15 protein-coding genes are annotated in these 13781 nt (G+C 45.0%); 12 read left to right on the forward strand and 3 right to left on the reverse strand.

Features of this window, described 5'->3' with window-relative positions:
* Positions 1–31: 31 nt before the first annotated feature.
* Positions 32–757, reverse strand: coding sequence for an SDR family NAD(P)-dependent oxidoreductase (locus tag J0K78_RS19630; RefSeq protein WP_206948587.1), 726 nt, complete (start codon positions 755–757; stop codon positions 32–34).
* Positions 758–918: 161 nt separating this feature from the next.
* Here J0K78_RS19630 and J0K78_RS19635 point away from each other — a divergent pair, with 161 nt between their 5' ends.
* From J0K78_RS19635 to J0K78_RS19670, 9 genes are all read left to right on the forward strand, one after another.
* Positions 919–1452 (forward strand): HD domain-containing protein, encoded by a 534-nt coding sequence (locus J0K78_RS19635; RefSeq protein WP_206948588.1) that lies wholly within the window; start codon positions 919–921, stop codon positions 1450–1452.
* 428 nt (positions 1453–1880) lie between these two features.
* Positions 1881–2018: a hypothetical protein gene (locus tag J0K78_RS19640; protein ID WP_206948589.1), complete on the forward strand. Its 138-nt coding sequence runs from the start codon at positions 1881–1883 to the stop codon at positions 2016–2018.
* Positions 2019–2136: 118 nt separating this feature from the next.
* Positions 2137–2271, forward strand: coding sequence for a hypothetical protein (locus tag J0K78_RS20205; protein WP_255534870.1), 135 nt, complete (start codon positions 2137–2139; stop codon positions 2269–2271).
* Between the two features lie 81 nt (positions 2272–2352).
* Positions 2353–2490, forward strand: a complete 138-nt coding sequence (locus J0K78_RS19645) for a hypothetical protein (protein ID WP_160912799.1) — start codon at positions 2353–2355, stop codon at positions 2488–2490.
* Between the two features lie 186 nt (positions 2491–2676).
* Positions 2677–3948: a molybdopterin molybdotransferase MoeA gene (locus J0K78_RS19650; RefSeq protein ID WP_206948590.1), complete on the forward strand. Its 1272-nt coding sequence runs from the start codon at positions 2677–2679 to the stop codon at positions 3946–3948.
* 4 nt (positions 3949–3952) lie between these two features.
* Positions 3953–4966 carry a GTP 3',8-cyclase MoaA gene (moaA, locus tag J0K78_RS19655; protein ID WP_206948596.1) on the forward strand — a complete coding sequence of 338 codons (1014 nt, stop codon included), beginning with the start codon at positions 3953–3955 and terminating at the stop codon, positions 4964–4966.
* A gap of 81 nt (positions 4967–5047) precedes the next feature.
* Positions 5048–5473 (forward strand): YwpF-like family protein, encoded by a 426-nt coding sequence (locus tag J0K78_RS19660; RefSeq protein WP_160912803.1) that lies wholly within the window; start codon positions 5048–5050, stop codon positions 5471–5473.
* 168 nt (positions 5474–5641) lie between these two features.
* Positions 5642–7003, forward strand: coding sequence for a TrkH family potassium uptake protein (locus J0K78_RS19665; RefSeq protein WP_206948591.1), 1362 nt, complete (start codon positions 5642–5644; stop codon positions 7001–7003).
* Between the two features lie 26 nt (positions 7004–7029).
* A complete protein-coding gene (locus J0K78_RS19670; protein WP_206948592.1) occupies positions 7030–8985 on the forward strand; it encodes an EAL domain-containing protein in 1956 nt (651 codons plus the stop codon).
* Positions 8986–9195: 210 nt separating this feature from the next.
* Here the strand turns inward: J0K78_RS19670 and J0K78_RS19675 are convergent, their stop codons facing one another.
* Together J0K78_RS19675 and J0K78_RS19680 are read right to left on the reverse strand one after the other, a co-directional pair.
* The gene (locus J0K78_RS19675; protein WP_206948593.1) at positions 9196–9321 is read right to left on the reverse strand and encodes a YjcZ family sporulation protein; all 126 of its coding nucleotides are present in this window, start codon (positions 9319–9321) and stop codon (positions 9196–9198) included.
* A gap of 75 nt (positions 9322–9396) precedes the next feature.
* Positions 9397–9600 carry a hypothetical protein gene (locus tag J0K78_RS19680; protein ID WP_160912812.1) on the reverse strand — a complete coding sequence of 68 codons (204 nt, stop codon included), beginning with the start codon at positions 9598–9600 and terminating at the stop codon, positions 9397–9399.
* 276 nt (positions 9601–9876) lie between these two features.
* On the opposite strand from J0K78_RS19680, the gene J0K78_RS19685 reads away from it, so the two are divergent.
* Genes J0K78_RS19685 through J0K78_RS19695 form a run of 3 tightly spaced genes read left to right on the forward strand, consistent with a single transcriptional unit; the run spans position 9877 to position 13672 of the window.
* Positions 9877–11361, forward strand: coding sequence for a phytoene desaturase family protein (locus tag J0K78_RS19685; RefSeq protein ID WP_206948597.1), 1485 nt, complete (start codon positions 9877–9879; stop codon positions 11359–11361).
* The gene (locus tag J0K78_RS19690; RefSeq protein WP_206948594.1) at positions 11358–12833 is read left to right on the forward strand and encodes a phytoene desaturase family protein; all 1476 of its coding nucleotides are present in this window, start codon (positions 11358–11360) and stop codon (positions 12831–12833) included. The genes J0K78_RS19685 and J0K78_RS19690 overlap by 4 nt, the downstream gene beginning before the upstream one ends.
* Before the next feature lie 2 nt (positions 12834–12835).
* Complete coding sequence (locus tag J0K78_RS19695; protein WP_206948595.1) at positions 12836–13672, forward strand: phytoene/squalene synthase family protein; 837 nt, start codon at positions 12836–12838, stop codon at positions 13670–13672.
* The last annotated feature ends 109 nt before the right edge of the window (positions 13673–13781 follow it).

Raw genomic sequence — 13781 nt, forward strand, 5'->3', positions numbered from 1 at the left:
TACAAATCTTGTACTAAACATTTCGCCATTTTCAATGTTCATAAATCATCTTTCGAGTCATCCCCCCATCAATGGTCACGTTTTCTCCATTCACAAAAGTATTCTCATGATCCGTCAGATAAAAGCAAGCTTTCGCGATATCCTCGACCGTACCGACACGGTTGGATAAGTGCTGGTCATGGTCCTTGTCTCTTAATTCATCAGGGCTGCCGGTATGGATCCAACCAGGGCTGATGCTGTTCACCCGAATGTTATAGGGAGATAAAGAAGCCGCCAACGCATGGGTAAGCGCGAAAATGCCTCCTTTACTCGCTGCATAAGCTTCCGAGTCAGGCTCAGACATAAACGCCCTTGTAGACGCCATATTAACGATTCGTCCTGGAATCTCCGCCTGCTTCCATCGTTCAGCCGCATATTTTGAAAAAAGAAAGCAGCTCCGCAAGTTCGTATTCAGCACGTCGTCCCACTCATCTACATCCAGCTCGAACATGGATTTGAACTCACTGACACCCGCGTTGTTGATTAAAATAGAGAAAGGTTCCTTTATTTTTTGAAATAGAGTGTCGACTTCTTTTGGATCACTGACATCACATCTCAGGAAGGTCCCATCCACTTCTTTCATCGTCATCCGGCCTTTTTCTTCATTCACATCACAGCCAATCACCCGGTATCCTTTTTCCGCATAAGCTATAGCTAATCCACGTCCAATACCTTGAGCGATACCTGTAATCAGTACCGTTTCATTGTTTTTTGTCATGTTTATCCCTCCTCGGAATCGTTTCCTTTTTCTATTATAGGGTAAACTTCCATAGGGATGTGAAATGAGTGACTCCATATAAGTTAACCGCCCACGGGTGGAATCTTGTTCTGAATGACGAATCATGATATGATCTTTTTTAAAAAATCGGAGGTGATCGTATGAACAGAGTGACACTTGTCGATGTGTTCAAACACCGCATAACTCAAAAGTATTTGCAGCGCTCAGGCATCAACCACGCGGTCACCGTTGCAGGCTACGCATTTGATATGGCAGTGAAAAAGGGAGTGGACCCTGACCTTGCTACAAAGTCAGCTTTGCTTCATGACATGGGGCATTATGAGTGGTACCGGGATGGGAAATGGGATTATGATGAATATCGGAAATCCGATATTCATGCGATTAAAGGGGCGGAACGGGCCCATAAGCTTCTGATCCGTCTTGGTGAGAGTCGTCTCGTCGCAAAGGAAGTGTCAGTGGCTGTTCTTCTTCACACGGACAGTTATCTACCCTTCGGTTTGGATGAAAAAAGAACGGCTCTTCAGCATGTCGTTGCGAAAGCCGATGAAAAGGATGAACAGCCGATGGGGCTTCATCATTATAAACAAATGGATCGAAGCGAAGCGCTGAAACGATTGCACGAATTGGATCTGAAAATTGAAGAATTCCTGAAAAGTGATGATGAGCTGGCATAAGGTTCGCAAGCCTTTCATACAATGAATCAGAGCAGGGGCGTTTTGGGGCAGGGTTTCTCTGCCCTCCTAAAAAAGTCAAGAATATTTTGGAAATAGGCTTTACTTCCTGGATTACGTCCGATATAATTTCCAGTGTAAGAAAAAATTCTCAGAAAGCGAGGTCGGAAAACATGAAAAACTGGATGACACAAAACCAAACCAACTTCATATCGTCGACCTGCGCAGAAATCTGTTTCTGAGATTAACGACTATTTTTATCAAAAGCACTCATACCAGCCGCAGGAGATGCATAATGTATTCCTGTGGCTTTTTTAATGGAGAGAATTCTTCAAAAAGCCGCAGTATGCCCTGCGGCTTTTTCTTATGTCATCTAAGAGTAATTTTACTCTTTAGATATAAATATTACACTGTGGAAAGAGGTGATTTTCATGACGATTCAATTCTTTATTTTTACGATTACAGTTGCCAGAAACAAACAAAAAAGTTGTCAGCCGTTACCAGGTTACCGACCGACAGCGAAAGATCAGTGGCTTGATCGGAAGTCCGCATTCAGCCGTTATATGTAACATGTACAAAATAAAAGGAGATGATGACAATGGAAGAATTGCTAAGAATGGCTTTTATGAACTGGTTGAATGTTGAGAAGGATACCGCTTAGCCTCAGTACAAAGAGGAGGAAATAACATGAGAATCCACATGATTCTTTTTACGATCGTGATTGAACGGGCGAATGCCGCCTCCGTCGAGAAATCGAAACGACGCAGCCGGCAAATCGAACAGAAAATCAATGATGTGAAGAGTAAATACGCGCACATATAACCCTTAAAACCTCTGCTGAACAGGCAGAGGTTTTGTTATAAAATCCTCCTTCCCTTGGAACAATAGGAAGGAGGGGAGTGAATGAACATGGCATCAGGAAATAAGAAAATCACCAAGCGTAATGAGAAAAAGCATGCGCGTAAAGAAGAAAGACGTGGCAAAAAGCAGCAGGATGAGACAGCGATCAACCACGTCGTCAATGTTTACGACCCCATTTAAAAAAAGACAGAGCCCGGAGCCATTGCTTCGGGCTTTTTTATTTTCAAAACAGGATATCTCTGTAAGAAAGGTGTTTATTTTCCATACGATGAGGGAATCGTACATAATCTTACATAGACAATCTTTGAAATAATATGAACATTCCTATATGTTCAAAGAAAGACGTTTTTAAAGGAAGGATCGAAAATGAACTTACATAGAACGCCACTCCCTGTCCCGAAAGCGGTCGACAGGGTCATGACCTATAAAAAAGATGGAAGAATGGAAACTGTTCTGCTTGAGCATTCGGATGGGCGCCGGTTAGCGGAAGACTTACTGGCTACACATCCTGTGCCTCCTTTCAACAAATCTCCTTACGATGGATTTGCCCTGCGCTCGGAAGATACGGAGGATTTATCCAGAACGAATCCGGGTCACTTTCATGTGACGGAAACGATCGGGGCCGGTGAGCTTGCAAGTAAACCGGTAGAAAAAGGGGAAGCTGTGCGGATCATGACAGGTGCAGAAATTCCTGCAGGCGCGGATTGTGTTGCGATGTTTGAGGTCTGTCAAACGTATGAAGAGCATGGTTCCTCATACATGTCCTTGAAGCGCTCGATGGATAAAAACCAGAACATTATTGGAAAAGGTTCAGAGACAGAAAAAGGGACGGTTCTTGTCGAAGCGGGTACGCACATCAATCCTGGTGTGAAAGCGCTCCTCGCTACCTTCGGATATCCAGAGGTGAAGGTTTATCGAAAGCCGAAAATCGGTGTATTTGCAACAGGAACCGAGCTGCTTGATGTTGATGAACCCCTTCAACCAGGCAAGATTCGCAACTCCAATGCTGCGATGATTGTATCCCAAATCGAACGCGCAGGCGCAGAAGGTCATTATTTAGGGAAACTGGTGGATGACTTCGATGCTTGCTTTGATGCTGTTTCCCGTTCCCTGCATGATTATGATCTTTTGATTACGACAGGGGGCGTGTCTGTTGGGGATTATGACCTCATGCCCGACATCTATGAAGAACTGGGAGCTCAGGTGCTTTTCAATAAAGTCGCGATGCGCCCGGGCAGTGTGACCACCGTCGCTGAGCATGATGGCCAGCTGCTTTACGGATTAAGCGGAAACCCATCTGCCTGTTATGTCGGTTTTGAATTATTCACCTATCCTATTATTCAAAAGCTGCTTGGAAATCCTAAGCCTTTCCATACACGCATCAAGGCAACCCTTGGGGAGGACTTCCCGAAGCCCAACCCTTTCACACGGTTTGTGCGTGGAAAACTTCACTACGAAGAAGGCCGTGTGATGGTGTCTCCAGCTGGAAAAGATAAATCGAACGTCGTGACATCCTTAGCTAAGACAGATGCCTTTCTTGTGCTCCCTGGTGGAACAAGAGGGTTTGAAAAAGGAGATGCTGTAGAAGCGATCCTTTTAGAAGATCAACGTGGACAAGAATATTTCGAGGAGGGGTGATCTTATCGACTCACACATCATTGATCAACTTGGTCGTCCCATTAAAGATTTAAGAATATCCGTCATCGATCAATGCAATTTCCGCTGTACGTACTGCATGCCGGCGGAAATCTTCGGTCCGGATTATGCTTTTCTACCTAAAGAAGAGCTCCTGAGTTTTGATGAAATCGTCCGGCTTGCGGAAATCTTCGCCAGGTTCGGTGTGGAAAAAATCCGTCTGACCGGGGGGGAGCCGCTGATGAGGAAAGATCTCGCGGATCTCGTGCGCCGGTTAAAAGAAATTGATGGTATCGAGGATATTGCCGTCACAACCAATGCGGTCTTTCTCGTAAGACAAGCTCAAAAACTGAAGGACGCGGGCCTTGATCGTGTGAACATCAGTCTGGATGCGATTGAAGACCACGTTTTCAAGGAAACGAATGGACGTGGTATCAAAACGAAACCCGTATTAAAAGGCATCGAAGCAGCAAGAGAAGCGGGGTTGAAAATAAAAATCAACATGGTCGTAAAAAAAGGGATGAACGAAGACCAGATCCTGCCGATGGCTCGCTACTTCAAAGGAACCGGTGATACGCTCCGTTTCATTGAATTCATGGAAGTGGGCAACCATAACGGCTGGAATATGGATGCGGTCGTCTCTAAAAAATGGATCATCGAACAAATTAATCGGGAAATGCCGCTCGTGGCAACGGAGCCGAATTATTTTGGAGAAGTCGCTTCCCGCTACCGTTATGAAGATGGTGCAGGAGAAATCGGAGTGATCTCATCCGTCACCGAAGCCTTCTGCTCGAGCTGTACGAGGGCCCGTTTGTCTGCTGATGGGAACCTGTTTACCTGCCTGTTTGCTTCTTCCGGGTATGATTTAAAAACCATGCTCCGTGATGGGGAAAACGATGAAGCGATCACGGATTATCTGCTTGCGATCTGGACAGGCCGTACAGATCAATATTCGGTCGACAGAGCCCAGGGAAAGCCGATGAAAGAGAACAAAATCGAAATGTCATACATCGGAGGATAAAAAAAGGTCGAAATCAGTCTTTGCTCCAGTCCTCTCCGTGTTCTATAATAGAGATAATTATCATTCTCGGAGGTCATTCGAATGAAAACCTTTAAACTGATTTCATTGGATATCGTGGAAGAAAAGCACGAGGATATCACTCAAAGGCGCATCAAGCTTGAAGACGGTTTGATTATCAATAGAGAAGATGACCGAGGTCGTTGGGTCATTGAGGCTTACGTCGATGAGAGCTATCGGGATTTCTTTGAAACGATGAAAGAAAAAGAGGAAGAAATCATCATTCAAGTGAAAATTACGAAACAAAGCAACCGTCCAGCGACATTCCTTGTCAAACCGATTGACGTCAACATGATCGGTGACCGGATGAACGTTATTTTCATGGGCACGATTATCGATCGGCATCAGGAACAAGTGGAATGGGTGTTAAAGCAATTAATGGATGAAGGCTACCAGGGAGAAGACCTCTTAGAAGAATTCAAAAAGCGTGGCCAGGAATCAAAAGCATAAGCATACGGTTGGAGGCGTCTGATTTTCAGACGCCTCCGACGTGTGTATTAGTTCAAATGTCTTAGAATATTTAAAAAACGGAAGTAATTTGTCGAATATACTGCTATACTATTAGTGGTGATAGAGAGACATCCATGAGACCTGGCAACATCAAAGGAGTTTTACTTTATGTGGGTGAGAAGAAAGAGCCTGCGATGGCTGAATGACTTATCGCCATTCCAATTAATCGCATTATACTATATGGTCGCGGTAACCATATCTTCCATATTGATCGCCCTGCCTGTGGCCCATCGGGAGGGTGTCAAAATTGAATTCATCGATGTTTTATTCACGGCAGTCAGTGCGGTCAGTGTCACAGGTTTGACCACTCTGCCGACGGCTGAAACGTTCAGTACGACGGGCTATTTTATCCTCGCGATCGTTCTTCAATTCGGTGGGATCGGTGTCATGACCTTAGGTACGCTGGTCTGGTTGATGCTCGGGAAGAAAATCGGTTTGAAAGAACGCCGTTTGATTATGACCGACCACAACCAGACGTCTTTCGCCGGGATGGTTCGACTGGTGAAGCAAATCGTATTTGTTGTACTCATGATCGAACTCGTCGGGTTTCTTGTTCTGGGTACGTATTTTCTTCAATACTATGAACCCGGCGAAGCTTATTTACAGGGCTTCTTCGGTACCATCAGTGCGATGACGAACGGTGGCTTCGACATTACGGGTCAATCCTTGATTCCGTTCCGTCACGATTACTTTGTCCAGTTCATCAACATCATTCTCATCATCGCCGGAGCCATCGGCTTTCCGGTGTTGATCGAGGTCAAACAGTATTTGATGCAGAACCATGAAGAAAAAACGATTCGTTTTTCATTGTTTGCCAAACTGACGACGTTCACTTTCTTCGCTTTGGTCATACTTGGTACCATCATGATCATCATTTTAGAAAGCAATCATTTCTTTACAGACAAGTCCTGGCATGAAATTTTCTTTTATGCTCTGTTCCAGTCTGTCACGACGAGAAGTGGCGGCCTTGCCACGATGGATATTAACCAATTCACGGAACAAACGCAGTTGTTCATGTCTTCCTTGATGTTCATCGGAGCATCCCCGAGTAGTGTGGGAGGCGGAATCCGGACGACGACATTCGCCCTTGTGGTCATCTTTGTGCTGACCTTTGCCAGGGGAGGAAACAATATTCGGTTGTTCAGAAGAGAAATTCATCCGGAAGATTTGAATAAAGCGGTTGTTGTCACGATTGTCGCCTTATTCGTCTGCTTCAGCGCTGTCATTACATTGACCATCACAGAACCTTTCACACTGAATGAACTCGTTTTTGAAGTCTGTTCGGCGTTCGGAACGGTTGGGTTATCTCTAGGCATTACGCCAGGGCTGTCATCCTTCGGGAAAATCGTGCTCATGCTTCTCATGTTTTTAGGAAGGATCGGGTTATTGACGTTCTTGTTCTCCTTTAAGAAACATGACAAAGCCCAAGGGAAATATCATTATCCTAGAGAAAGAATCATTATTGGTTAGAACACAGCTGTTTAGGGGGCGCACATATGTCTGAGCGTTTGAGAGAGCTTGCATTACCTATAGATGATTGGATTTTTCAACAAATGAATGATGCCCTGATTTTTGTAGATGGGGAAGGAAAACTGCTCCGGTTCAATGACAAAGCGGAAGAGTTGTTCAACGGAGACGTCCAATCTCTTGTCGAGCTCCTTGATTTTCGGCAATTGAAAATAGAGGGAACCCAGAAAATGATGGAACTTCCCCATGCATCAGGTCAGTTGTATAAGACCCAGTGCCGGCAACTGGAGAAAAACAGCTCTCTCTATGCTATTTTTCTCCAACCCGTGTCGTTGATCGATCAAACGTTCGAAGTCAAGAAAAAGATGGGTCAACGCCTCACGGTTCCAACTGAAGGGATGGTCATTCACCAGGATGGAAAGATCATTGATTGTGATGACACACTCGCTCATATGTTCGGCTACGAGAAGGAAGAAATGATGAATCAGGACGCGTTCACCCTTACGGAAGAGGGAGAACACGAAGCCCTTCATCAGCTTTTTCTCAGCTATCCTGAACAGCCCTATGTGCTGAAGGCGATCAGAAAAGGTGGGGCTTCTTTTTATATCGAAGTGCTCGCCCATCCTTATCCACATGGAGATCGCATTTTACGAGTAGCGATTGTACGGGATATTACCGAACGTGTACATAATGAGAAAAAAATCGAATTCATGTCCTATTATGATGAGTTGACGGATCTTCCCAACCGCTATTATTTCATGGATATGGTCAAAGAGGCGATTGAAGAGAAGGAAGGGCTTGCCGTCCACTTCATCGACCTGGATTATTTCAAACAGATCAATGACACCCTTGGGTATTCCTTTGGGGATGAACTATTGAAAGCATGTGCTCTAAGATTGAAGATGCTTCAGGATGCGGACACCTTCATTGCACGCATGGGTGGCGATGAGTTCTTAGTCCTCCAAAGGCATGTGAGTCAGCAGAGCGACGCAGAGTCATGGGCAGAGAAGTTAATTGAAGTCTTTCGGAAGCCTGTAGTCATTGATGGGTATGAGTTGTACACATCCGTAAGCATCGGAATCAGCCTGTATCCGGAGCACGGAAAGACAGCGGAAGATCTCATCAAGCAGTCAGACAGTGCCATGTACACCGTCAAAGAACAGCATCGAAATGATTATCTTTGCTATAATGCAGCGATCAGTGAAGAGTTTGAACAAATGCTTTCCATCGATTCAGAACTTCGGAAAGCGTTAAAAGACAATCAACTCGAACTGCACTACCAGCCACAAAAAAGTATTCACACAGGCGAAATTGTAGGACTCGAAGCTTTAATACGCTGGAATCATCCGGTAAAAGGAAGGATTTCTCCTGCGACCTTCATTCCGGTGGCCGAGAAGAATGGACAGATTTTTGAAATCGGTGACTGGGTGATTCGCGAAGCCTGTCGTCAAAATAAACAATGGCAGGAGGAGGGGTACCCTGCTGTCGTAGTTGGAGTGAATCTCTCAGCTCTTCAGTTTTTACAAAAGGACCTGGTCACACGGGTGAAACAGATTTTAGAGGAAACAGCTCTCGCTCCTATGTATCTGGAGCTTGAAATTACTGAATCGATGGCGATGACCAACGAAGAGTACATTATCCAAACGCTGAATGAATTGCGTAATCTCGGCGTCCATGTTTCGATCGATGATTTCGGCACAGGCTATTCTTCCCTCAAATACTTGAGCCGTTTTCCGGTGAGTAAGCTGAAGATCGATAAAGTTTTCATCAGTGAAAACCAGGAACAAAACCAGGCCATTGTCAAATCGATTATCCACATGTCCCATTCGTTGAATATGAAAGTCATTGCTGAAGGCGTAGAAACCGCCGAACAATTGGATTTCTTGAAAAACGAGAAATGTGATGAAATTCAAGGGTATTTTTACAGCAAGCCGCTTCCCCCTGAACAGTTAATCACGATTTTTAAGAACAAAACAATCCACTAACAAAAAGGACACAGCCTTTGGGGCTGTGTCCTTTTTTAGGAAAAAGAATAAAGATGAGTCTTGTAAAGAGGGGAGAAGGTCTGATCTCCCATCTTCTCTCAGCGTCTATCTCTACTTTCTCCATAAGACGCTGGACAAGTGAGGGGAAAGTACATTCTCCCGTCCCTTGTCTTATGCTTGATGATTTCTTATTCAAGCACAAATTAGTGGTTAGCAGTAAAATGCTGCACCTACGATGATCAATAGGATGAACAATACGACGATCAAGGCGAAGTTATTGCCGTAACGTCGTGGTCTATAGCACTGTCTTCCTCCGTAAGGATAGCCTCCGTACATAAGCTCACCTCCTATAGTTACATTCGTAGCCTATGCACGAAGGAGGGACTTTGTATGGTCATCTACCCACCTTCATCAATTCATGAAGGTCGGGGGCGAAAGCTTTGTGATTTTACTCTTCTGGTGCATACTGTCTGCTTGTTGTTCCTGGTGATGATCACACTGATCCAGTTCTTCACACCAATGGTTCAATTGCTCATTGCTGTATTGGTTGTGCGGGGGATGATGAGTCGAATGGGAAGGGTAATAAGGTCCGGAAATTCTTTGATTTGAATACATAACCACGCCTCCTTCCACCATATTATCCCCTCTGTTCCCTTTATTATCCTTGTCAAAAAAACACGTAGACAAGAAAGGAGGAATTTCAAAAACAGAAGCGAAAGTAGTACTTTACTGAAGTAGAGGGTTATAACATACGCCCTAAGGGTAAAAAATGAGTATAAAGAAATGGAAAAACAGGTAGAGCACATTGACTGAGTTGGATCAATGGCTGCCTTTGTACATATTTTGTATAATGATTGTATAGTAGAAGTTCAGGAGAGAAGGTGGATGGTTATGAAGAAAATCGCCATAATCGGAGCGGGGCCTGGAGGCTTAGCCTCAGCGATGATTCTTGCAGCTAAAGGCTATGATGTACAGGTCTATGAAAAACAATCCTATGTGGGCGGAAGGAACGGACATTTTTCTCTCGGGGAGTATACATTCGATATCGGCCCGACATTTCTAAGTATGCCTCAAATCATGGAGGAAATCTTTGAAATGTCAGGGAGGAATGTTCACGATTACATGGACATGAAAGAACTTTCCCCCATGTATGAACTTCAGTTCGACGGAAAGAGAGTACCGATGTACCGGGAAAGGGAGAAAATGCTGGACGTCATTTCGGAGCATTTCCCAGGCAATGAAACCGGATACGAAAACTTCATGAAGGATACACGTGAAAAAATGCAGGCGCTCATGCCTCTTTTACAAACCAAACATAACAAGCTGACGGACTATATGAGTAAACGGGCGCTCAAGGCTTTACCGAAGCTTTCGCTTGGTAAATCCGTCTATGATGTTCTTTCCGATTACTTTACCGATGAACGTTTGAAAATCGCTTTTACGTTCCAGGCGAAGTATTTGGGCATGTCCCCATGGGAGTGTCCGGGAGCTTTTTCAATCCTTTCCTATATGGAGCATGAATGGGGAGTCTTTCATCCGATTGGAGGAGTGAATCAACTCTCAAAAGCGATGGCTAAAGTCACGGAAGAACACGGTGGACAGATCCATCTGAATGAAGGCGTCAAGAAAATAAACGTTTCAGGTAAGGAGATTACGGGGCTTGTCCTGGACTCGGGTGAAACGGTGCATGCAGATGAATATATTATCAATGCAGATTTCGCAGAAGCGATGACTCGTTTAGTTGATGACGGTGTTCTGCGCCGTCACTCCAAAGAAAAACTCCAGAAGAAAAAGTTTTCATGTTCGACATTTATGATCTATGTCGGTCTTGATAAGGTGTACGACATGCCGCACCACACCATTCTTTTTGCGGAGGATTATCAGAAGAATGTGAACGAGATGACGAAAGACCTCGTGTTGTCCGATGAGCCGTCCATCTATATCCATAACGCGAGTGTGACCGATCCGACACTCGCACCTGAGGGGCATTCAGCCGTTTATATCTTAGCACCAGTCCCGAACAATTACTCGGAGATTGACTGGGACGATAAACAGGAGACATTCAAATCGCTGATTTATGATGAAATCGAGAGTAAAACAGGGTTCTCTGATATCCGCAGTCATGTGGTTGAAGAAAAAGTCCTGACTCCTAAACAGTGGGAGACCGATCATTTTGTCCATCAAGGCGCAACGTTCAGCCTCGGTCACCAGCTCTCGCAGATGATGTATTTCCGTCCGCACAACAGGTTCCAGGAGCTGGATCACTGTTGGCTGGTCGGTGGTGGAACCCATCCGGGAAGCGGGTTGCCAACCATATTGGAATCTGCCAGGATCACAACAGGATGGATCAGGGAAGAGGAGGTGCAGCCAATATGACAAAGACGACAATCGTAGGTGGAGGGATAGGAGGCCTTGTAACGGCCCTTTTATTATCCAATGACCCGGACCGGAAGATCTCCTTATATGAAAAGAAAGATGTGCTCGGAGGCAGGCTTACTTACGAGCGGCATGGGGAGTTCAAAATCGACCAGGGTCCAACCATTGTTCTACTTCCTGATATGCTCCTTGGAATTTTAGAAGATGCCGGCATTCCCAGGGACCGTATTCCTTTGATCCCTTGTGACCCTCTCTACCATATCCATTTTTCTGACGGGACGACGTTCAACAAATATCCAGATGCCGAAAAACAAAAAGCGGAACTGCAGGAAAAGTTCCCAGGCAACGAGATTTATTTCGACCGGTTTTTAAGTGATATGCGGGCCCGCTTCTTGCAGGGGAAAGCTCAGTTTTTAGAAAAATCATTCGTAGAAAAACGAACCTTTTTCTCCCGTAAAAACTTAAAAACATTGATCAAGTTAAAAGCGTACCAGAATGTTAAAAAAATGATGCGCAGTTATTTTGACGATGAGCGCCTTGTTGAGGCTTATACGTTACAAACGTTGTACATCGGAGGCCATCCCGAACAGTCTCCGGCGATGTACTCGCTCGTGTCCTACAGCGAACATGAGCACGGGATCTGGTACATGAAAGGCGGATATGCTCACCTTGTGGAAATCATCGAGCAGGAGTTGGAAAAAAGAGGGGTCGAAATTTTTAAAGGAATCCCTGTGGAAGATGTGGAAACAGAGAAGGATAGGGCCGTATCTATAACTGCTGGAGGAGAAAAAGTCCGTTTTGATGAGTTGATCTTGAACGGTGATTTCCCTCTTATGGACAAAATGATGCCTACTGAAAAGCAGCTTCAAAGGAAATATACTCCTTCCTCAGGCTGCCTCTTACTCTATATGGGACTGGACCGTATCTATAAGAGCGACTCCATCCACCAGTTTTTCATGTCCGATGACTTTGACAGACATATGCGTCAGGTGTTTGTTGAAAAGCATTTGCCGGATGATCCGTCCTTTTACACCTTTCATCCATCTTTAGTAGATTCTTCTCTCGCTCCTGAAGGCAAAGGGGTGCTCTATACATTGATTCCTGTACCGACAGGAGAGTCAGTGAATTGGGAGAAGAAAGATCAACTGATTGAGAGCGTGATCGATCAAATGGAGTCACGCGGTTTTCCGGAATTGAGAAAACATATGGAATGGATGCATGTACGAACTCCTGAAGATGCTGAAAGGGAAGGCTTGTATGCAGGCGGAAGCTTCGGGATTGCACCCACCCTTTTTCAATCCGGAGTCTTCCGGCCACAGCTTCAGCCCTACGCATTAAACAATGTTTATGCAGTTGGAGCTTCGATTCACCCGGGCGGTGGCGTTCCAATCGTCATGCAGGGAGCAAAATTGTTGGCAGATTATTTGCAATATGGGGTCAAAGAAAGGCATAATTACAAGCGAGGTGTTTAGTGATGACGGACTTGAACCAAGCATACGATCATTGTCGCAAAATCATTGAAAAGCATTCCAAAACGTTCTCAAAAGCATTCGCTATGCTGCCCAAACAGCAAAAAAGAGCGGTTTGGGCGATTTATGCCTTTTGCCGTCGCGTCGATGACATCGTAGATGAAGGACTTAACCCAAAAGCAGAACTAGAAACTTTTGCGCAACAGTTTGATCAATTCATGGAGGGGAAGCTGGAGCTTAAAGATCCTTCCTGGCTTGCACTCGATGATGTGTTCAGACAATTTACCATCGATCCCGAACCCTATTATGACATGATTAAAGGACAACGCATGGATCTGTACCCCACCACCATCCATACGAAAGAAGATTTATTAGAATATTGCTATCATGTAGCAAGTACCGTCGGTCTGATGCTCCTCCCAGTCATCGCTCCAGGAAAAGTCGGTGCCCTCCGGCAAGGAGCCATTGAACTTGGTTACGCCATGCAGATCACCAACATACTTAGGGATATTGGCGAAGATATGGAAATCGACCGGATTTACTTACCACAGGAAGTGATGGATCGTCATGGCTATACGTTTTTTGACTTAAAAGAGAAAAAGGTAAATCGAGCGTTCATCAACATGTGGGAAGAGTTAGCCGAGGATGCTGAAACCTACTACGACAAGGCGATGAAAACGTTACCCGATTACCCTTTGTACTCACGGACACCGGTAGGAGGAGCCGCTAAAATGTATCGGGCTATCCTTCCGGCCGTAAGGAAAAATGGCTATCATGTATTCAACCATCGCAATTACGTTACCGATCAAGAGAAGAAGCAGATCATTGCAGACATGCAGTGATGCTGCTTCTTTTTTTGTGCGTGAATCACGCCTCCAGTGCGTGATTCGCGCGCAAGAACGTTGGAACGCGCGCAAGAACGTTGGAACGCGCGCAAGAACGTTGGAACGC

Origin of the sequence: Halobacillus sp. GSS1 (genome assembly GCF_017307035.1) — a bacterium.
Lineage (GTDB): Bacteria > Bacillota > Bacilli > Bacillales > Halobacillaceae > Halobacillus > Halobacillus litoralis.

Coding starts and splice junctions, on each gene's coding strand:
- J0K78_RS19630 (WP_206948587.1), bottom strand. CDS start 757: ATGACAAAAAACAATGAAACGGTACTGATTACAGGTATCGCTCAAGGT.
- J0K78_RS19635 (WP_206948588.1), top strand. CDS start 919: ATGAACAGAGTGACACTTGTCGATGTGTTCAAACACCGCATAACTCAA.
- J0K78_RS19640 (WP_206948589.1), top strand. CDS start 1,881: ATGACGATTCAATTCTTTATTTTTACGATTACAGTTGCCAGAAACAAA.
- J0K78_RS20205 (WP_255534870.1), top strand. CDS start 2,137: ATGAGAATCCACATGATTCTTTTTACGATCGTGATTGAACGGGCGAAT.
- J0K78_RS19645 (WP_160912799.1), top strand. CDS start 2,353: ATGAACATGGCATCAGGAAATAAGAAAATCACCAAGCGTAATGAGAAA.
- J0K78_RS19650 (WP_206948590.1), top strand. CDS start 2,677: ATGAACTTACATAGAACGCCACTCCCTGTCCCGAAAGCGGTCGACAGG.
- J0K78_RS19660 (WP_160912803.1), top strand. CDS start 5,048: ATGAAAACCTTTAAACTGATTTCATTGGATATCGTGGAAGAAAAGCAC.
- J0K78_RS19665 (WP_206948591.1), top strand. CDS start 5,642: ATGTGGGTGAGAAGAAAGAGCCTGCGATGGCTGAATGACTTATCGCCA.
- J0K78_RS19670 (WP_206948592.1), top strand. CDS start 7,030: ATGTCTGAGCGTTTGAGAGAGCTTGCATTACCTATAGATGATTGGATT.
- J0K78_RS19675 (WP_206948593.1), bottom strand. CDS start 9,321: ATGTACGGAGGCTATCCTTACGGAGGAAGACAGTGCTATAGACCACGA.
- J0K78_RS19680 (WP_160912812.1), bottom strand. CDS start 9,600: ATGTATTCAAATCAAAGAATTTCCGGACCTTATTACCCTTCCCATTCG.
- J0K78_RS19685 (WP_206948597.1), top strand. CDS start 9,877: ATGAAGAAAATCGCCATAATCGGAGCGGGGCCTGGAGGCTTAGCCTCA.
- J0K78_RS19690 (WP_206948594.1), top strand. CDS start 11,358: ATGACAAAGACGACAATCGTAGGTGGAGGGATAGGAGGCCTTGTAACG.
- J0K78_RS19695 (WP_206948595.1), top strand. CDS start 12,836: ATGACGGACTTGAACCAAGCATACGATCATTGTCGCAAAATCATTGAA.